Source organism: Aeromonas cavernicola, from assembly GCF_002795305.1.
GTDB classification, from domain to species: Bacteria; Pseudomonadota; Gammaproteobacteria; order Enterobacterales; family Aeromonadaceae; genus Aeromonas; species Aeromonas cavernicola.
Genome location: NZ_PGGC01000077.1, coordinates 1 through 21,264, shown reverse-complemented (window position 1 = coordinate 21,264; position 21,264 = coordinate 1). Strand labels below are relative to the sequence as shown.

Sequence of the window (21,264 nt, the reverse complement as noted above, 5' to 3'; positions counted from 1 at the left end):
GGCCGCGCTTAATCAAGGTCCCATTCACCACGAAAAATAGTGACCGGTTAACCGGCGTTGCCTTGACCACGGCCAGAGAGTTGCTCCACTTGCAGTAACAGGGCGGAGTGGTCTAATGCGCCATGACCTTGGGCGCGTAATGAACCCATCAGTTGCGCCGTCAGGGCCCCTAATGGGATCGCCACCCCCGCCTCCCGCGCAGCGGCGGTCACGATGCCCATGTCTTTGTGGTGCAAATCGACGCGAAAGCCCGGCGCAAATTGATGGGCCAACATGGTGGCAGCTTTGCGATCCAAAATCCGGTTGCCCGCCAGCCCACCTGCCAACACCTTGATCGCCGCCTCGGTATCCACCGCATGGGCTTCTAAAAACACCAAGGCTTCGGCCACCAGTTGAATGGTGCCCGCTACAATCAGCTGGTTGGCCGCTTTCACCGTTTGGCCAGACCCAGCAGGGCCCACGTGCACGATGGTTTTACCGACGGCGTCGAGGATCGGACGCGCTTCGGCCATATCTTCAAGCGAGCCACCGACCATGATCGATAAGGTGCCCTCGATAGCGCCTTGTTCTCCGCCCGAGACCGGAGCATCCAGCGCCCGCAGCCCTGCAGCTTGCGCCGCAGCCGCCAACCGCGCCGCTACGTCAGGGCGAATACTGCTGGCATCGATCCACAGCGCCCGTTTGCTGGCGTGGGCAAAGACCCCGTCCTCTCCTAATACCACCGCTTCAACATCGGCAGAATCAGGCACCATGGTGATGATCATCTCAGCACCCTTGACGACCTGTGCAATGCTGTCAGCCCCTTGGCCACCCGCGTCCACCAGCTTTTGGGTATTCGCGGGGGTGCGGTTGTAACCCACCACCTGATGCCCCGCCTTGACCAGATTGATGGCCATCGGTAATCCCATGATCCCGAGCCCAATGATTGCGACCTTTGCCATTGTATAAACCTCCTAGGTATGAATTACGCCCGCTGTGCTGGTGCTAACCAGGCGAAAGGATCGGCTTGGGTTGCTTTGTATTCCAAACCGATATGTCCTTGGTAACCAAGGGCTTGGCTACGTTTGATCCACGTATCGAGAGGCAGCTCACCAGTGCCAGGTTCGCCACGGCCAGGTACATCAGCGATCTGGATATGGCCAAATTGGTGGGCATACTGCTCAATCACGGCCGCCACGTTGTCACCGTTGCTGGCAAGGTGATAAAAGTCGGCTAACAGGCGCAGGTTGGTGACCCCACTTTGCTGCTCCACGCGCGTAATGATCGCCATCGCCTGCTCTGCGGTTTTCAGGGGATAGTGCTCGGCGCCGCTGAGCGGCTCCAGCAACACGATGCCACCGATGGTGGCAACGGCACGGCAGGCCATGGCCAGATTCTCGGTCGCGATATCATCTTGCTGTGCAGCGCTGTAACCGGATTCACGCAAGCCATACAGCGCATTGAACGCCTTACACCCTAACCGCCGCCCGATCTCCACCACGACATCGATGTTGTCTTTAAACTCTGCGCTGCGCGTGGGTGAGGAGAGTAAGCCGCGATCCCCCCCTGGCATGTTACCGGCGTTAAAGTTCAGGCCGGTCAACGCCACCCCCGCCGACTCTATCGCACTGATAAACCCTTCCACTTCCTGTGCAGAAGGCACCGAGCTATCGAAAGGCCACCAAAATTCGACCGCGGAAAACCCCGCCGCTTTGGCCGCTGCTGGACGAGCCAGCAGGGGAAGGTCTGTCAATAAAATCGAGCAATTCACGGTATATGCCATACGTCACTTTTCCTTTAGCTAAACGGTTTAACCACCAACTCCTTGATGAGAGATCCCCGTTTACCCCAAGAAATTTCTCATTGTGGAATTATGTTTTTGTTATGTGAAAGATTATGCACTTGTTATCACTGTGTCAAGACACTAAAAACGTCGATAAACCGAACTGTGATCGCGTTAATAAGAAGGGGATGGCAGACCTGAGAGGGGAGCTGGGCTGCTAGGAGCAAGCAGCGCAACAGCCACCCATAGCGATGGGTGGCTCAAAAACCACAGAAGAGGAGTGCAACAGCGCGCAATTAAGCGGGTTTGTTACCGCGCCCTAGGGTGATTTGGCGGTTAACGTCTTTGTACAGCAGATAGCGGAAGCGGCCAGGACCACCGGCATAGCAGGCCTGTGGGCAAAACGCCCGTAGCCACATGTAATCCCCTTCCTGCACTTCTACCCAGTCATCATTGAGCCGATAGACCGCTTTACCTTCCAGCACATATAAGCCGTGCTCCATCACATGGGTTTCGGCGAAGGGGATAGAACCGCCCGGCTGAAAAGTGACGATATTGACGTGCATGTCGTGCGCAAGATCGTTCGGGTCCACAAACCGAGTGGTCGCCCACGCATTGTCGGTATCTGGCATCGCGGCAGGGGCAATATCTTGCTCTCGGGTGACAAATGCTTTAGCAACATAGCCAGCCAACGGCTCATAGACTTTGCGTACCCAGTGAAAGCTGGCACTGCTGCTGCCCTGATTTTTAAGGCTCCAGACTGCACCGGCGGGTAAATAGGCATAACCGCCCTCTTCCATCAGGTGCTGCTTGCCTTCCAGAGTCAGGGTAATGCTGCCTTTGGTGACAAACACCACCGATTGCACATCCGCTTCTAACTCTGGCTGCTCACTGCCACCGTCAGGCAGCACCTCGACGATGTATTGGGCAAACGTGGTGGCAAATCCGGCGATGGGCCGCGCCAAGATCCAGCAACGGGTGTTGTTCCAACCGGGCAAATTGCTGGTGACGATATCCCGCATGACACCGCGCGGGATCACGGTATAGGCCTCTTTGACGATCGCCCGATCGGTCAGTAACTCAGTTTGCCCCGGCAAGCCGCCGCTGGGGGTGTAATAGTGCGGGCTAGACATAACAACGAATCTCCTTGTTCAACATAAAATAACGTCAGATAACCAAGTGGAACACTCCTCGCCAAGGTGCCGGCATGACCCGCCGGCACTGGCATTACCGGCCTGTTCGCATCAACTGATAGAAATGTTCGGTGCTGATTTGTACCTGCTCTTGCAGCTCTGAGGTAGCAATGGCGCCACAACTCAGCCCACGCTCAATGAAACGGGCCAAGGCTTTGACCGTCGCAGGTTCATCGAGAATGCCCGCCACACTGCCATGTACGTAGTTATACAGACGCTGCGCTGCACTGGCGAAATGTGAACGATAGAACGCATAGGTAGCAATGTAACGAGTGACCAACTGCGCCGGATGCAGATCCCAGCCCTGGTAGTAACCATTCTCCAAGGAACGATTGACCAGACGGGCGTGCAGCATCCAGGCGGCTCTCACGTCGCTCGGGTCCCCCACTGGAATAATGTTGGTAGAGCCATCGGAGAGGGTAACTCCCGTCCCCGCCACCGCCACCTGCATCACCTGCTTGGCATAATCTGCCGCTGGATGCTCCATGGATTGGTAGGCAGCGGAAATCTGCAACGAGGCACTGTAATCGTAAGTGCCGTAGTGCAGCGCCGTGACCCGCCCCTGACCGCGATGTAACAATTGAGCGACCGGCACGCTGCCATCTGCCGCCAAGATCAGCTGCGGCGTTTCAACCTGCACCTCAAACTTTAATCTGCCTGCTGCCAAGCCGTGAGCCTGCTCCAATGCTTGGCACACCGAGACCATCGCCTCGACCTGCGCCACCGTAGAGACCTTAGGCAGGGTTAATACCAGCTCCTCTGGCAGTGCACCGCGCTGCATCAAGGTCGCCAGAAAAATATCTAAGGTGCGCAGCCCCTGTTCACGAAATGCCGCTTCGAGGCATTTAAAGCGAATGCCAATAAAAGGAGGGCTGAGCTTGTCATCTAGCGCCTGCAATACTCGCTCGGCGGCGGCTTGCGCCTCGGCATCTTCGAGCCCAGCGGCACGAATGCCGTAGCCGTCCTCAAAATCGATGCGCAGATCTTCGATCGGTTCTTGCTGCAGCTTGGTGATCACCCGTGGGGCGATCTGCTCAATCAGCGCAGGCGCCATCCCCGTGAGGTGACAGACCGCAGCGATGCCACCATGCTGTTCCGCGCTCTCTAACGCCTGCGCCCCCATTCGCTGGGCAAAATCTGGGGTGTAACGATCTGCCGGCGTGTAATAGGTGTGCACCGGTTGGCGAGCAAAGGTGTCACCGGGATACTGGGTCGCCAGTAAGGCGTCCGTGCTGGCCAGCGCGCTTTCTACCCGCCCCAAATCGGTGGCGGTTAGCCGTCTTGGGATCGGGTTCATGCAGTCACCATGGCATAAGCACGAGTGGTCAGGAAATCTTCATACTGTTCCGAGACGCAGAGATCCGCCATCAGCTTACTGGCAGGGGCATAAGCGCTCACAAACAGGTCTGGGGCGACCTCACTTTGTAAGCGAGCCGTCTCTTCGGCCAAGATGGTGGTGACCAATTCCGGTGTGACGATGCGGCCGGTGTCAGCCAACTGCACGTTACTGTGGATCTGCTGCCACACTTGCGAGCGCGAAATCTCCGCCGTGGCGGCATCTTCCATCTGGTTGCGGATCGCGACCGCGCCGTTGCCCGCAATCCAGCTGCCCAAGTAGGCAATGCCGACGTAGAGGTTATCCCGCAGCCCAGCTTCGGTTGCTTGACCTTGTGTCGAAGAGATGTCGAGCAGCTGCGCCGCACTGACCTGCACCTCATCACGCAAGCGATCTAGCTGGTTAGGGCGATCCCCCAACACGGCACTAAAGGCGGCTTGGCAGATAGGAATTAAGTCTGGGTGCGCGACCCAAGAACCATCGAAACCATCGTTCGCTTCCCGGGTTTTATCGGCCCGCACTTTTTCAAAGGCAATTTCGCTAACGTTAGGATCGCTGCGGTTCGGGATAAAGGCGGCCATCCCCCCCATGGCGAAGGCGCCACGCTTGTGACAGGTCTTTACCAGCAGCTCGGTGTATGCCCGCATAAACGGCGCCGTCATGGTGACCGAAGCGCGATCGGGCAAGGTAAAGGCACTGCCGGCATCACGAAAGTATTTGATGATGCTAAACAGGTAATCCCAACGGCCCGCATTTAGCCCAGACGCATGTTCACGCAGTTCATAGAGGATCTCTTCCATCTCAAATGCCGCGGGAATGGTTTCTATCAGCACGGTTGCTCGTACCGTGCCCCGCGGGATCCCCAGCGCTTTTTGGGCAAAAATAAAGATGTCGTTCCACAACCGAGCCTCATGATGGCTTTCCATTTTTGGCAAATAGTAGAAAGGCCCATCCCCTCGCTCCGTCAGCAGGGTCGCGTTATGGAAAAAGTGCAGACCGAAATCCACCAGCGCGGCCACCGCAGGTTTGTCGTTCCACAGCAGGTGCGCTTCATCCATGTGCCAGCCACGAGGACGCACCACGATGACTGGGCGTGGGCTACTGGTCTGCAACTCATAACGCTTGCCATTGGGCTCTGGGGCGGTGTAGCTGAGGGTGCCACGGGCGGCATCAAACAGATTGATCTGCGAGTCGATCACGTTAAACCAGTGGGGGGAGTTGGCGTCTTCCAAATCCGCTAACCAGACATTCGCGCTGGAATTGAGCGCGTTGATCGCCATCTTGGCGGGTGACGCGGGCCCCGTGATCTCAACATGGCGTTTTCTTAATTTCTCAGGGGCACTGGCCACTTGCCATTGCGCTGAGCGGATTGCCGCTGTTTCAGGCAAAAAATCTAGCTTACCTTGCTGAGCAACTTGATTGCGGCGCACCGTGCGCGCAGCCAGGAGCTGATCACGACGCACGGCAAACTGCTCATGCAATGACGCAACGAATGCTAACGCTTCTGGGGTCAAAATCTGATTTGCGCGCTGAGATGGAGCGGCAGATGTCTGTTTCAATGCCATGTGATCAACTCCTTTAAATGGGCAATAGGTTCTTTTTGATTCCACAATACGGATATTACAATCTACAATGTGGAAAAACAAATGATTTACCTATTCGTCACAATTACCGTAAGGTGAGCAAGAAACTTTATTTATCCATTTGTTATTTAATGGTATTTTGGATTTTGCGCTTTTCTGGCGGCTGGCAGCTAAAAACTGGACGAAAATCCAGCACAGGGAGTGCGGGATAGCATAAAGAAGTGTGGTTTAATACCAGCAAAGGATATTGGCCATGGTTATCTGTTAAACTGGCCGCGCGTCGTGCACGATGGTGAACTGCCTCGGTTTCATTGCATAAGCTCAATGATTCTTACTGGATATGAACGCTATAATGCATTGATAATTAACTCTATTTTCTATCTAAAGAGCCCATGAGATGAGTGAAAAAAAGTCCACAACAGGAAGTGTTCAGTCAATTGAGAGGGCCTTTGAACTCTTGGAAACGATTGCTGATGCTGGCCATGCTGTGACGCTGAGTCAGTTGGCTTCCACCACCCATTTGCCACTGCCCACGATCCACCGCTTGTTGGGGACGCTTGTCACCTTGGGGTACGCCCGCCAACTGCCTAATCGTCGCTACTCGCTGGGGTCAAAATTGATCCGCCTAGGCGATCTCTCAAATAAGCAGATGGGGGCGGCGGCCGTTCCCCATCTCAAAATCTTGGTAGATAAGCTGGGTGAAAGCGCCAATATGGCGATCTTGGATGCAGAGCAGGTGGTGTATGTTGCCCAGGCCCCCTCTCCCCACTCCATGCGGATGTTTACCGAAGTGGGCCACCGTGCCAGCCTGCACAATACGGGGGTGGGCAAAGCCCTCCTGGCCCAAATGAGTGATGATGCGGTGCGCCGTATCGTGGCCCATACCGGTTTACCTGCCGCCACCGAGTTCAGCATTACCCATATTGACGATCTACTGGCGGAACTGGGCAAGATCCGCCAGCGTGGCTATGCCATTGATGATCGAGAGCAGGCAGTTGATGTTCGCTGTTTTTCTATCGCCATCCCCAATGCCCCCACTCCCACCGCGATCTCGGTCTCTGGCCCTATCACCCGAGTGGATGAAGTGTTTGGATTGCGGGCGGTGCCCATTTTGCAAGAGGTCAGCCGGGTGATCTCTGCCGAGCTCAATGCGGATTAACCCGTGATGGGCTGCGATCCGCTGGCCACATCAAGACCGCCCCAACCGTGATCTAGCGCCTCCTCCCCAGTATTTGACTGGGGAGACCACACGGACTAAATAGGAGCTGTGTTCACCAAGGCCACGCTATCAAGATAGGTGTATCGCTCGTTGATTTTTCAGTCAAATATCCGCAAGGAAGGGCAGTTCAGGGTTGTATCTCACTGATAACGCGGTAGAGTAAGGGCATCTTGAGTTTGCCTGATCTTATGCTCGATTTATCAGCACTCAGGCGTAACTTGGCCAGTATTTATCAACCTTACGTCAGTGGTAACAATATGGAACAAGTCAACAAGTCCACCTTTAACGATGTACTGGAATATGTGCGTATGTCCCGTCGTCAAAACAAACTCAAGCGCGAAATAGCCGATAACGAAAAGAAGATCCGCGATAACCAGAAGCGGGTCTTGCTGCTTGATAACCTGAGCGACTACATCAAGCCAGGCATGAGTATTGATGAAGTGCAGGCCATCATTGCCAACATGCGCACCGACTATGAAGAGCGGGTCGATGACCACATCATCAAGAATGCCGAGCTCTCCAAAGAGCGTAAAGATCTCAGCGCTCGCTTAAAAGGCATGAGCTCGCAAAAGTAACGAGCACAGCACTCGCCGTTATCAACAACACCGCGCCTAATGGGCGCGGTGTTGTTTGGTAAAGGAAGCAGCGACCGACAAGGCGCGGACTCTCAGCTCCTCCCCCCGCTCTACGCTCTGGTTTTTAGCATCGCGCCACGCTGCCAAAGGATCTGGATTCTCGGTATACTCGCCCCTCGCTTTTATGTTTCCTGCTGGTACAGCGATAACGACATTCGCCTTTGCTGGATTGACTTGTTCTATTGTATCGCCAGCCACCGTCCCCATTGGCAACCGAGTATCGCCAGCCAGTGAGTACAAACATAGGGCAGATTCAATCAACAAATGTCTGGAAATACCCGCAAATGACGCAGAAACAAAGCAGTAAAAACCCCGTTAAATCAGGCGCCGAGGCCATCTCTGGCAAGCTTGCCCACCGCCAGACATTCTCTATTGCCCCGATGTTAGACTGGACTGACCGTCATTGCCGATATTTTCATCGATTAATGAGCAAGCAGACCTTGCTTTATACTGAAATGGTGACTACTGGCGCTATTATCCACGGCAAAGGGGATTATCTGGGGTATAGCGTGCAAGAGCACCCACTGGCCTTGCAGCTAGGGGGCAGTAACCCGGCAGATCTGGCCCGTTGCGCCAAGCTGGCCGAAGAGCGTGGTTATGACGAGGTCAACCTCAACGTCGGTTGCCCCTCGGATCGCGTACAAAATGGCCGTTTTGGTGCCTGCCTGATGGGTGAGCCTGCGTTAGTTGCCGATTGCGTCAAGGCAATGCGCGATGTGGTGAATATTCCGGTCACCGTCAAAACCCGTATTGGCATCGACGATCAGGACTCCTACCCATTTTTGCAGGCCTTTATCGAGCAAGTGCGGGACGCGGGCTGCGATACCTTTATTGTTCATGCCCGCAAGGCGTGGCTAAGTGGCCTGAGCCCGAAAGAGAATCGTGAGATTCCGCCACTCGACTACCCCCGCGTCTATCGCGTTAAGCAGGATTACCCAGAGCTGACCATCGCTATCAATGGCGGTGTGACCTCCCTTGAGCAGACCCGTGAACATCTGCACCATCTGGATGGGGTGATGATGGGGCGAGAAGCCTACCAGAACCCTTACCTGCTCGCGCAGGTCGACCAACAGATATTTGGCATGACAAGTGCGGTGCCCAGTCGCCACGAGGTAGTGCGGATGATGCTGCCCTACATCGAGCAGGAGCTGGCCAAGGGGAACTATTTATCCCACATGACCCGCCACATGTTAGGACTGTTCCAGCACATGCAGGGCGCACGCGCTTGGCGCCGTCACCTCAGTGAGAACGCCTGCAAACCCGGAGCCGGTATTGAGGTGGTATTGGATGCGATGGCCCATGTACCGGAAGATGCCGCTACCGGCTTAAACATCGACCACCCCGTCCGCTGAATAGCTCACGTAACCATGCACTCACCGGCGGTGCTGCTGCCAACAATAACGACCAACAGAAGATAGCCGCCCTCTTGCTCTGTCATCCCCAGCCCAGCATCAGCCATGCTGACACTGGGCGGCCAGCGGCGTATACTGGCTCCTCTTGTATCTGATGTGCGGCGCTGATGGAGGTAGCAATAATGAGCGATTGGGACAGGGTATTAGCCGGTGGTGCGTTGGACGGCCAGAGTGAGGAGATAACCCGCGATCGATTGCACGGCCAAAGCGTGTTGGCGCAACTCAATGCCACCGCAGCCAGCGATAACGGGCAGCGCCAACAACTATGTCGTGAGCTGTTTGGCCACTGCCCTGACTCTTGCTGGATCAGTACCCCCTTCACCTGTGAATTTGGCCGTAACATCTACCTCGGTGAGCAAACCTTCTTTAACTTCAACGTCACCATCCTCGATCTGGGGGAGGTGCACATCGGCAGCCATGTGCTGCTCGCCCCTAACGTGCAGATTTATACCGCGACCCACAGCATGGATCACTTGGCTCGGCGCGGCTGGACGGCCTACAACCAACCCGTCCACATAGGCGATGATTGCTGGATCGGTGGCGGCGCCATTATCTGCCCTGGCGTGACCATTGGACCACGCTCGGTCATTGGCGCTGGGGCAGTGGTGACCCGTGATATTCCGTCAGACTCGCTAGCGGTGGGCAACCCCGCTCGGGTGATCCGCACCCTGCATCCAGCAGAAACTCGTGCAGAGCTGATCTCATGATGGCGCTGGCACTCTTACCATTGGGCTGGACCCTGTGGTTAGGCCTCGATAGCCAGCGCTGGTGGCCACTGGCGGTACTCGTTGGGATGAGCCTGCTCACCTTCGCCGCGTATGGTTGGGACAAACGCCAAGCGGTACGCGGAGGCTGGCGCATTCCCGAGTATCGTCTGCATCTGCTGGAGTTATGCGGTGGGTGGCCGGGCGCCCTGATCGCTCGGCAATGGCTGCGTCATAAGACCCAAAAACGCAGTTATCGGCTGGTGTTCTGGTTTATTGTGCTGCTGCATCTCACAGTATGGGGCCTCTGGCTGGGTCGCCCACTGTGGCAATAATCGACACAGCAACCCTCGGCCGTGTGCCCATTTCTCCATTACCGAGGGGTGAGCACAGACCAGATACTGGCCAATCTGGTCAGTCGCCCTTGAAAAGCTGCATTTCATCTCCATCTCTTTGACTGTTGCTCGCAACACATAAGATGTGGTGTGAATATTGTGCAGTCCGTGGCATGAGGCCATGTGCACTGTGTCGTTATTGACTAGGAGAATTGATTCATGAAGCTTTATTACAGCCCAGGTGCTTGCTCGTTATCTACCCACATCGCCCTGCTCGAAGCTGGGATGACCGCTGAACTAGTACAAGTCGATGTCCGTGGCCACAAGCTGGTTAAAGATGGGTCTGATTTTTATGCCATTACCCCGTTAGGCTATGTGCCGATACTGGAGCTCGACGACGGCACGCGTCTGAGCGAGGGCGTGGCCATCGTTCAGTACATTGCTGACCAAGTACCTGAGAAAAACCTGGCGCCCGCTAACGGCACGCTGGCCCGTTATCAGCTGCAAAGCTGGTTGAACTTCATCACCACAGAGCTGCACAAAGGGTTTGGTCCGCTGTTTAAACCCACAACCCCAGAGGTATACAAGCCAGTTGCCACAGAGGCACTGCTCAACCGCTTGGCGTTTATGGATGCGCACTTAGCTAAGCAGCAATATGTAGCGTCCAACGAATTTAGCGTGGCGGATGCCTACTTGTTCACCGTGTTGGGCTGGGCTCCACACGTCGGGATAGACCTCTCCCCGTTCGCTCACCTGCAGGCTTTCCAAGGTCGGGTTGCGGCGCGCCCTGCGGTACAAGCGGCACTTAAAGCGGAAGGATTGCTCAAGTAATCCCGCCCTGCTGTCACTTGGGCCGCTATCGGCTATCTCTGGGGGGCACGGTCATACCGTGCCCCTTTCTATTGCGACTGAGTGCTGGCGCACTATTTACAGCATGATACCGCCGAAGAAAAAGCCAAGGGCCACAGCAATCGCGATGGTCGTCACACCGGGAATGAAGAAGGGGTGGTTGAACACCGCCTTGCCAATCCGCGTCGAGCCGGTGTCATCCATCTCCACGGCCGCTAGTAGAGTGGGATAAGTCGGCAGCACAAACAACGCACTCACCGCAGCAAACGAGGCAATCGCAGTGAGCGGGCTGACGCCCAGTAGCAGTGCAGCAGGCATCAATGCCTTGGTGGTCGCGCCCTGTGAATAGAGCAGCATGGCGGCAAAAAACAGCACCACCGCCAGCAGCCAAGAGTATTGATTTAGCAAATCACCGGCGATCAGCTGGATGGTGTCCATGTTGCCTTTCACGAAGACATTACCCAACCAAGCAACCCCCAACACACAGATACAAGCGGACATGCCGGACTTAAAGGTCGGCATATTAGTCACTTGGGTCGCATCTAACTTACAGACCAAGGTCATGATGGTCGCCGCCGCCAGCATGATGCCCATGATGGCGCCGTCACGGGGGATGGGCGGGTTGCTGATAAGCCCCACTTTGCCGGAGATGGCAGTGGCGTACGCCATCACCGCAACGATGGCAGCGATGAAGATCCACACCGACAGTTTGGCGTAGGGCTTAAGTTCCAGCTGGGTGGCACCACGCAGTTTGATCAATCCCTTGGCTTTACGATCCAGATAGACTTCATCCTGTTCCAACGGCTTGCCAAGCATGTTGGCGACCACGGCCCCCAACATACAGGCGATAAAGGTGGACGGGATACAAATCGCCAACAGGGTTAGGTAGTCCACCCCGAGCGGCTCCAGCATCCCAGAGAAAGCGACCACGGCAGCCGAAATCGGAGAGGCCGTGATAGCTATCTGGGAGGCGACGACTGCGATGGAGAGGGGCCGAGATGGCCGGATCCCTTGCTCCTTTGCCACCTCAGCAATCACCGGCAAGGTCGAAAATGCCGTGTGGCCTGTCCCGGCCAGCATGGTCATCAGATAGGTCACGATGGGGGCAGCAAAGGTGATGTATTTCGGGTTTTTGCGCAGGGCTTTTTCAGCCAGATGCACCAGATAGTCCATCCCACCAGCCAACTGCATACAGGCGATAGCGCAGATGACAGAGGCGATGATCATGATCACATCCCACGGGATGTAACTCACTAGCTGGTCACTCGGGATGGAGACACCCAAGCCCCAGGTCAGTACCAATACCCCTAGCCCTCCCGCAAAACCGATGCCGATACTGCCTATCCGAGCTCCCAGATAGATAGCAGCGAGCACCACAAATAACTCAATTCCAATCATGACAACGACTCCACATTTAGTTTTATTGATGCGCTGTGGCATAAAGCCAATTCCCGATAGACGCGAGCAGCGGCGATCGGGAGTTGGCTCTATGGGTCGGGGAATCCCCGACCCAAGCTAAGTTATACGGCTGCGTCGCGAGTGAAACGCTTGGCTTTGTATTGCGGATTCATCAGGTTATCAATGGAGAGAATTTCATCTAACTGCTCGACACTCAGTAACCCCCGCTCCAGCACGACTTCACGGACGTTTTTACCCGTCTGGGCACAGATCTTACCCACGATATCCCCTTCGTGATGGCCGATGAACGGGTTCAGATAAGTGACGATACCAATAGAGTTGAGCACATGATTCATGCAGATCTCTGGGTTGGCGGTGATCCCTTCCACGCACTTCTCACGCAGGGAAATACAGGCTTTCTCCATCAGGCTTAACGATTCAAACATTGCCTGACCAATCACCGGCTCCATCACGTTCAGCTGCAGCTGACCGGCTTCGGCGGCGAAGGTGATGGTGATGTCGTTACCGAATACCTTGAAGCAGGACTGATTGACCACTTCCGGGATCACCGGATTAACCTTGGCCGGCATGATGGAGGAGCCCGCCTGCATTTCTGGCAGGTTGATCTCTTTGAGTGCGGTGCGCGGGCCAGAGGAGAGCAGCCGTAGATCGTTACAGATCTTGGAGAGCTTCATCGCCAACCGCTTGATGGCGCCGTGTAGCATGACGTAGGCGCCACAGTCAGAGGTCGCTTCGATCAGATCTTCTGCCGGTACGTAGCCACGGCCAGTGATCTCGGCTAATCGCTTGATCGCCAGCGCAGAGTACTCAGGAGGAGTATTCAGGCCTGTGCCTATGGCGGTCGCGCCTAAGTTCACTTCCAACAGCAGCTCTTGGCAGCGTCTGATGGACTTGATCTCTTCACGCAGGGTCACGGCAAAAGCGTGGAACTCCTGACCCAAGGTCATCGGCACCGCATCTTGCAGCTGGGTACGGCCCATCTTCAGGATCTTCTTGAACTCACTCGCCTTACCATCAAAAGCGGCGATCAGCTGCTCCAGCGCATGGAGGGTGACGTCGGTGCTGTTAACTACCGCCACGCGAAAGCCGGTGGGGTAGGCGTCGTTGGTGGATTGGCACTTGTTCACATGGTCGTTGGGGTTGATCACATCGTAGCGCCCCTTCTCCAACCCCATGATCTCCAAAGCGATGTTGGCCAACACTTCATTGGTGTTCATGTTAACGGAGGTGCCAGCACCGCCCTGATAAACATCGATCGGGAACTGATCAAAGCATTTCCCTGTGCTCAACATCAGGTCACACGCCTCGACGATCTTGTCGGCAATTTCAGGGCGAATCGTACCCAACTCACCATTGGCTAGCGCAGCGGCTTTTTTGGTCAATACCATGCCACGGACAAATTCGGGTACATCAGAAATCTTCTGGTTGCTGATCTTGAAGTTCTCAACGGCTCGCAAGGTGTGCACGCCATAATAAAGCTCATTAGACACTTCTTTACTGCCCAGCAGGTCTTCTTCAATGCGAACGTTGTGGTTGTCGCTCATTGCAATGCCTCAGAAATCAGATAAGTAGAAAAATCCATACCGAGTGGTCACGCATTCCCTGCGAACAGCTCATCCTGAAGCACCACCTATCGTGTAGGGCGGTTGGGTTTCCCCGTCCCGTCAACTGACCGTCATGCTACTCCAATTGAGGTATCAGTTATCAGAACTTGATCACTAAATTCATCTCTCTTCAAATTACGTTTATGGATTCAAAGATATATGAATTTATTTACATCCTATTGATACATCACTTCTTTTTTATTTCCCAAACGATGAAATGACGCACTCATCTATCCGGTGCACCTACCTCTCGGTTGAAAAATGCCTCGCAGCCCCCATTTATTAGCCATATAGGGTCATGCAGCAGCCCGTGGAGTCTACCTGAATCAAGGCCTCCTTGAGCAAGGCAGGGCATCTCTTTTTCAGCTATGTGAGGTAGATATGGGTAAGTTATTGCTGCTGGTATTAGGCCTAGTGGTGCTGGAGCTCACCGTGATGATCGAAGTCGGCGCCGCCATCGGTGCGCTACCTACGATCGGCTTACTGATATTGACGGCGGTGGTGGGCTCCTCGCTGGTGCGCAGCGAAGGGATCAAAACCCTTTTGCATGCGCAACAAAAAATGCAGCTAGGAGAGATGCCAGGGCGCGAAGTCATGGGGGGGATGCTGCTGGCAGTGGCTGGCCTACTACTGGTGATCCCGGGATTTGTCACCGACTTGTTTGGTCTGTTGCTGTTGCAGCCTTGGCTACGTCACTGGTTCGCAGACCAGCTGATTAGCCGCAGCCGTATCCAGATGAGCGGCTTTCCGCGCCCCCAAACGCCTTTTGGCCACGCTACCACTGATGATCAGCCCCCCAAACAGGGCGGCACTACCATCGAAGGGGAATTTGAGCGCAAGGAGTAGAGTTGGCGTATCAGCACAAGGTATTTACTGCACTCTTTGCTGACACAGTGCCTCGAAACGGTGACGGGCATACCACCAGGCGAGGGTGCCCGCCGCCAAATTAGCCAGCAGTATGCCCAGATAGACTCCCTGCTCTCCCCCCAGCCTTGCGCCCAACCAGGCCCCTGGCAATAAAAACCCAAACAATCGTAGCCCATTGAACAAGAAAGAAATGCTCGATGCTCGCACGCCATTGAGCGCCGAGGCCAGTAGCATCACCATACCCTGAAAGCCATAACCTATCGGCACCAGATGCAGGTAAAGCGTGATAAGACGGATCACCTGCGGATCATCGCTAAACAGCTTGGCAATGAGCGGAGCCAACAGCCACGTCAGGCCATAGATGGCAAGCTGAAACAGCAGTGCAAAACGCATACTGCGCTGCAATGCCTCTTTCGCGCGGACAGGATTACCCGCCCCGCAGTTTTGTGAGATGAAGGGCGCTAAAACAGACGCCAGCGCCATCATTACAATCAACAAAAACGCCTCGACCCGAGAAGCAGCCCCATAAGCGGCGACCGCCTCGGTGCCGAGCCTAGCGAAGATAGTCATTAACACCGTATTAGCCAACGGGATCAGCATGTTAGTGCAGGATGCAGGAATGGCCACACTGAGGAGTGCACGCCAATGGCGCAATAACGACTCTCGCGCCGAGAGGCGCCACAACAACAGCCGTTCTCGGTGGCGCAAGATGTAGAGGCTAACCAGCATGGCCATCAGCCAAGAGAGGCCGGTCGCAACCGCCGCGCCTCTGATTCCCCATTCAGGGAAAGGGCCTAAGCCGAAGATCAGCAAGGGATCTAAGATACCGTTGATCAACCCTGCGACCGCCATCACTAGGCTCGGTGTTTTGGTATCGCCAGTGGCGCGGATCGCCGCATTACCTACCATCGGCAGCACCAACATCGGGACGGTCAGATACCAGATCAGCATGTAGTCGTGGATCAGCGCAATCAACTCATGACTCGCCCCTAGCCAACTAAACAGTGGGGTAATGGTGAAGGCACCAGCCCCAGCGAGCAACGCAACGAGCAGCACCGCTAAGAACAGGCTGTCAGTGGCAAGATGGGCCGCCTCTTGATGTTTCCCCTGCCCCAGCGCATGGCCAATCACCGCCGATAGCCCAGCTCCCAGTCCCATGGCCAGCGAGGTGACCACAAAAGTGACCGGAAAGGTAAAACTGATAGCAGCCAATGCGTTGGTGCCCAGCATCCCGATAAAGAAGGTATCCACTAAGTTGAAGGCCAGAATGGCCACGATGCCGAGGATCATCGGCCCAGCCATGTGGCGTAACGCGGTATTAATCGGAGCAGTTAACATCAGATGGTGGCGGTTCAACATCGCGCATACGCCTTTGGTGATTCAACATAAACCGACTACGTACCATCGTACGGGCATCCCTGTTGCTCTTGGGCGTCCAAACGGTGGGCAGAATGACCTGATAGGTCGGCGTTGAGGGTAATCCATCAAAAACATTGATAGTACGTGAAAATATTTTTTTTGTATTTGCCCTTGAAGGGCCCTCACCTTTGCCCCACATCAGGGGCATACCTAATTTGGCCAAGCATGGCCATTACTCAAAGCAACAATGAGACTCATTTTGGGAGAGTTATCGATGAAAATTCGTCCACTGCACGACCGCGTCATCATCAAGCGCATCGAAGCTGAAGCAAAATCTGCTGGCGGTATTGTGTTAACAGGTACCGCAGCCCAGAAGTCCACCCGTGGTGAAGTGCTTGCCGTGGGAACTGGCCGTATTTTGGACAATGGTGATGTAAAAGCGCTAGCGGTGAAGGCCGGTGACAAGGTGATCTTTAACGAAGGCTACGGGGTGAAAACCGAGAAGCTGGATGGTCAGGAAGTCCTGATCCTGTCCGAAACTGACATCCTTGCGATTGTCGAAGCGTAATCCATCCTCCTTTTCCCTGAATTGATTTAAGGATTGAAGAAACATGGCAGCTAAAGACGTTAAGTTTGGTAACGAAGCCCGCATCAAGATGCTGGAAGGCGTAAACATCCTGGCTGATGCCGTCAAGGTGACGCTGGGCCCGAAAGGCCGCAACGTGGTGCTGGACAAATCCTTCGGCGCCCCGACCATTACTAAAGATGGCGTGTCCGTTGCGCGCGAAATCGAGCTGGAAGACAAGTTCCAGAACATGGGCGCCCAGATGGTCAAGGAAGTGGCTTCCAAGGCCAACGACGCGGCGGGTGACGGCACGACTACTGCAACCGTTCTGGCTCAGGCTATCGTCAACGAAGGTCTGAAAGCCGTTGCCGCCGGGATGAACCCGATGGATCTCAAGCGCGGTATCGACAAGGCCGTTGTGGCTGCTGTTGCTGAACTGCAAGCACTGTCCCAGCCGTGCGCCGACAGTAATGCCATCGCTCAGGTGGGCACCATCTCCGCAAACTCCGACGAGAAAGTGGGCAAGCTGATTGCTGAAGCCATGGACAAAGTGGGTCGCGATGGCGTCATCACCGTTGAAGATGGTCAAGGTCTGGAAGATGAGCTGGCTGTCGTCGAAGGGATGCAGTTCGACCGTGGCTACCTCTCTCCGTACTTCATCAACAAGCAAGAGACCGGTTCTGTTGAACTGGATGACCCGTTCATCCTGCTGGTTGACAAGAAAGTCTCCAACATCCGCGAAATGCTGCCGGTACTGGAAGGTGTTGCCAAAGCTGGCAAGCCACTGCTGATCATTGCTGAAGACGTTGAAGGCGAAGCACTCGCAACGCTGGTGGTCAACACCATGCGTGGCATCGTGAAAGTCGCTGCAGTTAAGGCGCCAGGTTTCGGTGACCGTCGCAAAGCCATGCTGCAGGATATCGCCGTACTGACTGGCGGTACCGTCATCTCTGAAGAGGTGGGCATGGAGCTGGAAAAAGCGACCCTAGAAGATCTGGGCCGTGCTAAGCGCGTGGTCATCACCAAAGAGAACACCACCATCATCGATGGCGTGGGCGATGCCAGCGTGATTGAGGGCCGTGTTGCCCAGATCCGTCAGCAGATCGAAGAGACATCTTCCGATTACGACCGTGAGAAGCTGCAAGAACGCGTAGCCAAGCTGGCTGGCGGTGTTGCCGTAATCAAAGTTGGCGCTGCCACCGAAGTCGAGATGAAAGAGAAGAAAGCCCGCGTGGAAGATGCCCTGCACGCTACCCGTGCCGCCGTTGAAGAGGGTGTGGTTGCCGGCGGTGGTGTGGCACTGGTGCGTGTGGCAACCAAACTGGCTGAGCTGCGTGGCGACAACGAAGACCAAAACGTGGGTATCAAGGTTGCCCTGCGTGCCATGGAAGCCCCGCTGCGCCAGATCGTAGTGAACGCTGGTGAAGAGGCCTCCGTCATTGCCAATGCGGTGAAGAACGGTGAAGGAAACTTCGGTTATAACGCTTACACCGAGCAGTATGGCGACATGCTGGCCATGGGCATCCTGGACCCAACCAAGGTCACTCGCTCTGCTCTGCAATTTGCCTCTTCCATCGCCGGTCTGATGATCACCACCGAGTGCATGATCACCGAACTGCCGAAGAAAGACGCACCAGCCGTGCCTGACATGGGTGGTATGGGCGGCATGGGCATGATGTAATCGTCATCCCGGTTGATTTGATAAGAGCGGCTCGCATCAAGCGGGCCGTTTTTTTTAATCCGGCTAAGCTAATTTAGTAAGCAAAATAACAAGGAGAGATCGATATGAAAATGTTAGGGATCATTTCATTACTCTTTTCATTGGCGCTACCCGCTATGGCTCTCGAATCCCCAACGGGACCCATTATTCTCAAGGTAACGGGTAACATCAACGCGACCAAGACGGTCGATGGTGGAGTGCAATTTGACTTGGCCATGCTGCAAGCACTACCGCAACATGAAATCGTGACCAGTAATCCTTGGGTAGATAAAGCTCATACCTATAAAGGCCCCAAGCTAACGGATCTATTGACGGCGATTGGTGCTAAGGGCAAGACTGTCACGTTAACGGCGCTTAATAGCTTTCAAATTCAGGTCGATTGGGAGAAGGTAAAGCGATACGACCCAATTCTTGCGTGGCAAGATAATGGCGCCATCATGAGGGTGCGTGATAAAGGGCCGCTGTGGTTCATGTTACCACTTGATAAATATCCAGAACTTAGACGGTCTGAGTTTACCGATATGATGATCTGGCAACTACATGTGATAGACATTCAGCATTAATTGATAATTTAGACAGGAGTGCAGAGTGAAAGGGAAGAGCAAGGCTTGGCCTCTTGTTGTTATTCTTTACTTCTCCATTCTGTTGTTTACAGGCAGCACCCTTTATTCGCTAATACAGATCCAGAATGCGACAAAGGTGATGGAAAGATATACCTACGATGTCTCCTGGGCTTTAATGCAGCTTCAAATGGAGCTTGGTCGTTTTCTAAACGCAGTTGAGGTGTACCACTATGGGGGGATAGACCACGATACGCTAATGCTGCGTTACGACATTCTTTGGAGCCGCACACCGATCTTGTTAAGTGGTCAATTGCGTCAAAGCATGCAAGATAAACAAAAAACGCTCCGTCAAGTGCAACTCATTGAGAGCAATATACGCGCGTTAGAGTCTGATATTATCAATCTCAAAAGTGGCAGCACTGATTATCAACAAATCATGATGCGCTTATCCCCACTACAAGAACCCCTTTCTTATTCCCTTGCTTCTGTCATGCAGAAAAATATCAATATCTACTCTGAAAATGATCGTTATTTTGGCCAGCTACGCAATGCTCTCCTTTTTATGGTGTCAGGCCTCATTATTTCGGTATTACTGCTCAGCGGCTTACTCATTTATGAAGGCAGACGCCATTTTAGAACAGCAAGGGTTGATCCCCTAACCGGCTTAGCAAATAGACTTGCGTTATTAGAAAAGATGGAGCTTTACGCAGCGCAAGCAACTCCTTTTGGCTTGGTGTTAATTGATATTAATGATTTTAGAGATATTAATAGCAAATTTGGTTATGACACTGGTGATTTCTTATTACATGAATTGGCAATGCGTATACAAAATTTGTGTGAGGAGAAAGAGTGGCTAGTGAGGCTTGGCGGTGACCAATTTGCGATCATTCAACATGGTAGTAGCGATCTGCGGCAAGTTAGAGAGTTAGTAGCCCGCCTACTGCATGTATTGAAACAAGATATCGTGTTTGATAATTACCCATTCCGTCTTGAAGTAGGTATCGGCATCGCATTCTATCCCATGGATAGTGAAAAAACCCAAGAGCTATTAAGTAGAGCAGAACAAGCCTTATTTCATAGCCGTAAAACCCATGTTCCCTATGTTATTTATGACAACTCACTGCTCAATGAGACTGCTCGCCGTAAACACTTAGCATCAGACATGCTGATGGCTCTCGAGCACAATGCCCTAGAGCTTTATTATCAACCCATCGTGAATTTAGAGAGTGGCCGCTGTGAAGCTGTTGAGGCTTTATTACGTTGGCGCCATCCAGAGCTTGGCTTTATCCCTCCGAATGAAGTCATTATGGTTGCTGAAGAATTTCAGTTAGCAGAACGACTAGGTGGATGGGTATTAAATACCGCTTGCGCACAATTATATAAATGGCAACAGCTTGGGCTAGTTGATTTACAAATGTGTGTCAATATTTCTCCCGGTATGTACCAACGTAACTTGCTCAAATTAGTCGCCAAAGCGCTCATGGAGCACCACCTGACCGCGCGTAGCCTAGTTTTAGAGGTCACGGAAGACACAACTATGAGAGAAGTTAAAAACTCACTTCAGTTGATGCAAGACCTCAATCAGCAAGGGGTATTACTGGCATTAGATGACTTTGGTACCGGTTATTCATCTCTGAGTTATTTACAAAAATTGCCGGTGAGCAAAGTAAAAATAGACCGTTCATTTATTCAAGGCATCGACACTTCGATAGAAGCTTCTGAACTTGTCGCGAATATTTGTCGAATGGGCTCCATGCTCGGAAAAAGCCTCGTATGTGAAGGCATAGAAACACAAACTCAGTTAGATGTCCTGCGTTCCCTCACAGATATACATTTATACGGTCAGGGATATCTATTCAGCCGCCCTGAACAGGCCGAAAAAATATATCAAACGTTACTGGAGATGGAAGAGGCATGGTTAGCGCAACTGCAACCAGAAGTGGTGTATATAAGCTAGCGATTTCTTCAACAAAGAAATCCATAGCAACTAAAATGGCAAGCTAATGCTGGCATTTGTACAATCACCAACAAGCGAAGTTAAAACGCACTTAAATTCGAGAAATGAGCAGATGCCAAGGAAAATAAAAAAACACCGCAGATTATGCGGTGTTTTTTTATTTGGTGGAGCTACGCGGGATC

19 protein-coding genes are annotated in these 21,264 nt (G+C 53.7%); 11 read left to right on the top strand and 8 right to left on the bottom strand.

Translation table 11 applies throughout. The features are described 5' to 3' along the window. Positions 1 to 47 precede the first annotated feature (47 nt). From CUC53_RS08630 to aceB, 5 genes are all read right to left on the bottom strand, one after another. Positions 48 to 941, bottom strand: coding sequence for a 2-hydroxy-3-oxopropionate reductase (locus CUC53_RS08630; RefSeq protein ID WP_100293776.1), 894 nt, complete (start codon positions 939 to 941; stop codon positions 48 to 50). Positions 942 to 964: 23 nt separating this feature from the next. Then, positions 965 to 1,762, bottom strand: a complete 798-nt coding sequence (locus tag CUC53_RS08625) for a hydroxypyruvate isomerase family protein (protein WP_100293775.1) — start codon at positions 1,760 to 1,762, stop codon at positions 965 to 967. 296 nt (positions 1,763 to 2,058) lie between these two features. Further along, positions 2,059 to 2,895 (bottom strand): bifunctional allantoicase/(S)-ureidoglycine aminohydrolase, encoded by an 837-nt coding sequence (locus CUC53_RS08620; RefSeq protein WP_100293774.1) that lies wholly within the window; start codon positions 2,893 to 2,895, stop codon positions 2,059 to 2,061. A gap of 94 nt (positions 2,896 to 2,989) precedes the next feature. Next, entirely contained in the window at positions 2,990 to 4,252 is a 1,263-nt protein-coding gene (locus CUC53_RS08615; protein WP_100293773.1) for a DUF6986 family protein, read from the bottom strand. Beyond that, positions 4,249 to 5,856 carry a malate synthase A gene (aceB, locus tag CUC53_RS08610; RefSeq protein WP_100293772.1) on the bottom strand — a complete coding sequence of 536 codons (1,608 nt, stop codon included), beginning with the start codon at positions 5,854 to 5,856 and terminating at the stop codon, positions 4,249 to 4,251. The genes CUC53_RS08615 and aceB overlap by 4 nt, the downstream gene beginning before the upstream one ends. Positions 5,857 to 6,271: 415 nt before the next feature. On the opposite strand from aceB, the gene CUC53_RS08605 reads away from it, so the two are divergent. The 6 genes from CUC53_RS08605 to gstA all read left to right on the top strand — a co-directional run bounded on the left by CUC53_RS08605 (position 6,272) and on the right by gstA (position 11,010). Continuing rightward, positions 6,272 to 7,033, top strand: coding sequence for an IclR family transcriptional regulator (locus CUC53_RS08605; protein WP_100293771.1), 762 nt, complete (start codon positions 6,272 to 6,274; stop codon positions 7,031 to 7,033). 317 nt (positions 7,034 to 7,350) lie between these two features. Continuing rightward, the gene (tmaR, locus tag CUC53_RS08600; protein WP_100293803.1) at positions 7,351 to 7,668 is read left to right on the top strand and encodes a PTS system regulator TmaR; all 318 of its coding nucleotides are present in this window, start codon (positions 7,351 to 7,353) and stop codon (positions 7,666 to 7,668) included. Positions 7,669 to 8,012: 344 nt separating this feature from the next. Then, entirely contained in the window at positions 8,013 to 9,080 is a 1,068-nt protein-coding gene (gene dusA, locus CUC53_RS08590; protein WP_100293769.1) for a tRNA dihydrouridine(20/20a) synthase DusA, read from the top strand. Positions 9,081 to 9,259: 179 nt separating this feature from the next. Further along, positions 9,260 to 9,847: a sugar O-acetyltransferase gene (locus CUC53_RS08585; RefSeq protein ID WP_100293802.1), complete on the top strand. Its 588-nt coding sequence runs from the start codon at positions 9,260 to 9,262 to the stop codon at positions 9,845 to 9,847. Beyond that, the gene (locus CUC53_RS08580; protein WP_100293768.1) at positions 9,844 to 10,179 is read left to right on the top strand and encodes a DUF1294 domain-containing protein; all 336 of its coding nucleotides are present in this window, start codon (positions 9,844 to 9,846) and stop codon (positions 10,177 to 10,179) included. The genes CUC53_RS08585 and CUC53_RS08580 overlap by 4 nt, the downstream gene beginning before the upstream one ends. 219 nt (positions 10,180 to 10,398) lie before the next feature. Further along, positions 10,399 to 11,010, top strand: coding sequence for a glutathione transferase GstA (gene gstA / locus CUC53_RS08575; protein WP_100293767.1), 612 nt, complete (start codon positions 10,399 to 10,401; stop codon positions 11,008 to 11,010). Positions 11,011 to 11,106: 96 nt separating this feature from the next. On the opposite strand, the gene CUC53_RS08570 is transcribed toward gstA, so the two are convergent. Together CUC53_RS08570 and aspA are read right to left on the bottom strand one after the other, a co-directional pair. Further along, positions 11,107 to 12,426: an anaerobic C4-dicarboxylate transporter gene (locus tag CUC53_RS08570; protein WP_100293766.1), complete on the bottom strand. Its 1,320-nt coding sequence runs from the start codon at positions 12,424 to 12,426 to the stop codon at positions 11,107 to 11,109. A 122-nt stretch (positions 12,427 to 12,548) separates the two neighbouring features. Beyond that, a complete protein-coding gene (aspA, locus tag CUC53_RS08565; protein WP_100293765.1) occupies positions 12,549 to 13,991 on the bottom strand; it encodes an aspartate ammonia-lyase in 1,443 nt (480 codons plus the stop codon). A gap of 441 nt (positions 13,992 to 14,432) precedes the next feature. Here aspA and CUC53_RS08560 point away from each other — a divergent pair, with 441 nt between their 5' ends. Further along, positions 14,433 to 14,897 (top strand): FxsA family protein, encoded by a 465-nt coding sequence (locus CUC53_RS08560; RefSeq protein WP_100293764.1) that lies wholly within the window; start codon positions 14,433 to 14,435, stop codon positions 14,895 to 14,897. Positions 14,898 to 14,921: 24 nt separating this feature from the next. Here CUC53_RS08560 and CUC53_RS08555 read toward each other — a convergent pair whose 3' ends face one another. Continuing rightward, positions 14,922 to 16,277 carry an MATE family efflux transporter gene (locus CUC53_RS08555; RefSeq protein WP_100293763.1) on the bottom strand — a complete coding sequence of 452 codons (1,356 nt, stop codon included), beginning with the start codon at positions 16,275 to 16,277 and terminating at the stop codon, positions 14,922 to 14,924. Positions 16,278 to 16,551: 274 nt separating this feature from the next. Between CUC53_RS08555 and CUC53_RS08550 the strand changes: the two genes are divergently transcribed. The 4 genes from CUC53_RS08550 to CUC53_RS08535 all read left to right on the top strand — a co-directional run bounded on the left by CUC53_RS08550 (position 16,552) and on the right by CUC53_RS08535 (position 21,082). Next, complete coding sequence (locus tag CUC53_RS08550; protein WP_100293762.1) at positions 16,552 to 16,845, top strand: co-chaperone GroES; 294 nt, start codon at positions 16,552 to 16,554, stop codon at positions 16,843 to 16,845. 43 nt (positions 16,846 to 16,888) lie between these two features. Beyond that, on the top strand, positions 16,889 to 18,523 hold the full coding sequence (gene groL / locus CUC53_RS08545; RefSeq protein ID WP_100293761.1) for a chaperonin GroEL: 1,635 nt from the start codon (positions 16,889 to 16,891) through the stop codon (positions 18,521 to 18,523). A gap of 104 nt (positions 18,524 to 18,627) precedes the next feature. After that, entirely contained in the window at positions 18,628 to 19,125 is a 498-nt protein-coding gene (locus tag CUC53_RS08540) for a putative pterin-binding protein (RefSeq protein WP_100293760.1), read from the top strand. Between the two features lie 25 nt (positions 19,126 to 19,150). After that, positions 19,151 to 21,082 carry a putative bifunctional diguanylate cyclase/phosphodiesterase gene (locus CUC53_RS08535; protein ID WP_100293759.1) on the top strand — a complete coding sequence of 644 codons (1,932 nt, stop codon included), beginning with the start codon at positions 19,151 to 19,153 and terminating at the stop codon, positions 21,080 to 21,082. The last annotated feature ends 182 nt before the right edge of the window (positions 21,083 to 21,264 follow it).

Coding starts and splice junctions, on each gene's coding strand:
- CUC53_RS08630 (WP_100293776.1), bottom strand. CDS start 941: ATGGCAAAGGTCGCAATCATTGGGCTCGGGATCATGGGATTACCGATG.
- CUC53_RS08625 (WP_100293775.1), bottom strand. CDS start 1,762: ATGGCATATACCGTGAATTGCTCGATTTTATTGACAGACCTTCCCCTG.
- CUC53_RS08620 (WP_100293774.1), bottom strand. CDS start 2,895: ATGTCTAGCCCGCACTATTACACCCCCAGCGGCGGCTTGCCGGGGCAA.
- CUC53_RS08615 (WP_100293773.1), bottom strand. CDS start 4,252: ATGAACCCGATCCCAAGACGGCTAACCGCCACCGATTTGGGGCGGGTA.
- aceB (WP_100293772.1), bottom strand. CDS start 5,856: ATGGCATTGAAACAGACATCTGCCGCTCCATCTCAGCGCGCAAATCAG.
- CUC53_RS08605 (WP_100293771.1), top strand. CDS start 6,272: ATGAGTGAAAAAAAGTCCACAACAGGAAGTGTTCAGTCAATTGAGAGG.
- tmaR (WP_100293803.1), top strand. CDS start 7,351: ATGGAACAAGTCAACAAGTCCACCTTTAACGATGTACTGGAATATGTG.
- dusA (WP_100293769.1), top strand. CDS start 8,013: ATGACGCAGAAACAAAGCAGTAAAAACCCCGTTAAATCAGGCGCCGAG.
- CUC53_RS08580 (WP_100293768.1), top strand. CDS start 9,844: ATGATGGCGCTGGCACTCTTACCATTGGGCTGGACCCTGTGGTTAGGC.
- gstA (WP_100293767.1), top strand. CDS start 10,399: ATGAAGCTTTATTACAGCCCAGGTGCTTGCTCGTTATCTACCCACATC.
- CUC53_RS08570 (WP_100293766.1), bottom strand. CDS start 12,426: ATGATTGGAATTGAGTTATTTGTGGTGCTCGCTGCTATCTATCTGGGA.
- aspA (WP_100293765.1), bottom strand. CDS start 13,991: ATGAGCGACAACCACAACGTTCGCATTGAAGAAGACCTGCTGGGCAGT.
- CUC53_RS08560 (WP_100293764.1), top strand. CDS start 14,433: ATGGGTAAGTTATTGCTGCTGGTATTAGGCCTAGTGGTGCTGGAGCTC.
- CUC53_RS08555 (WP_100293763.1), bottom strand. CDS start 16,277: ATGTTGAACCGCCACCATCTGATGTTAACTGCTCCGATTAATACCGCG.
- CUC53_RS08550 (WP_100293762.1), top strand. CDS start 16,552: ATGAAAATTCGTCCACTGCACGACCGCGTCATCATCAAGCGCATCGAA.
- groL (WP_100293761.1), top strand. CDS start 16,889: ATGGCAGCTAAAGACGTTAAGTTTGGTAACGAAGCCCGCATCAAGATG.
- CUC53_RS08540 (WP_100293760.1), top strand. CDS start 18,628: ATGAAAATGTTAGGGATCATTTCATTACTCTTTTCATTGGCGCTACCC.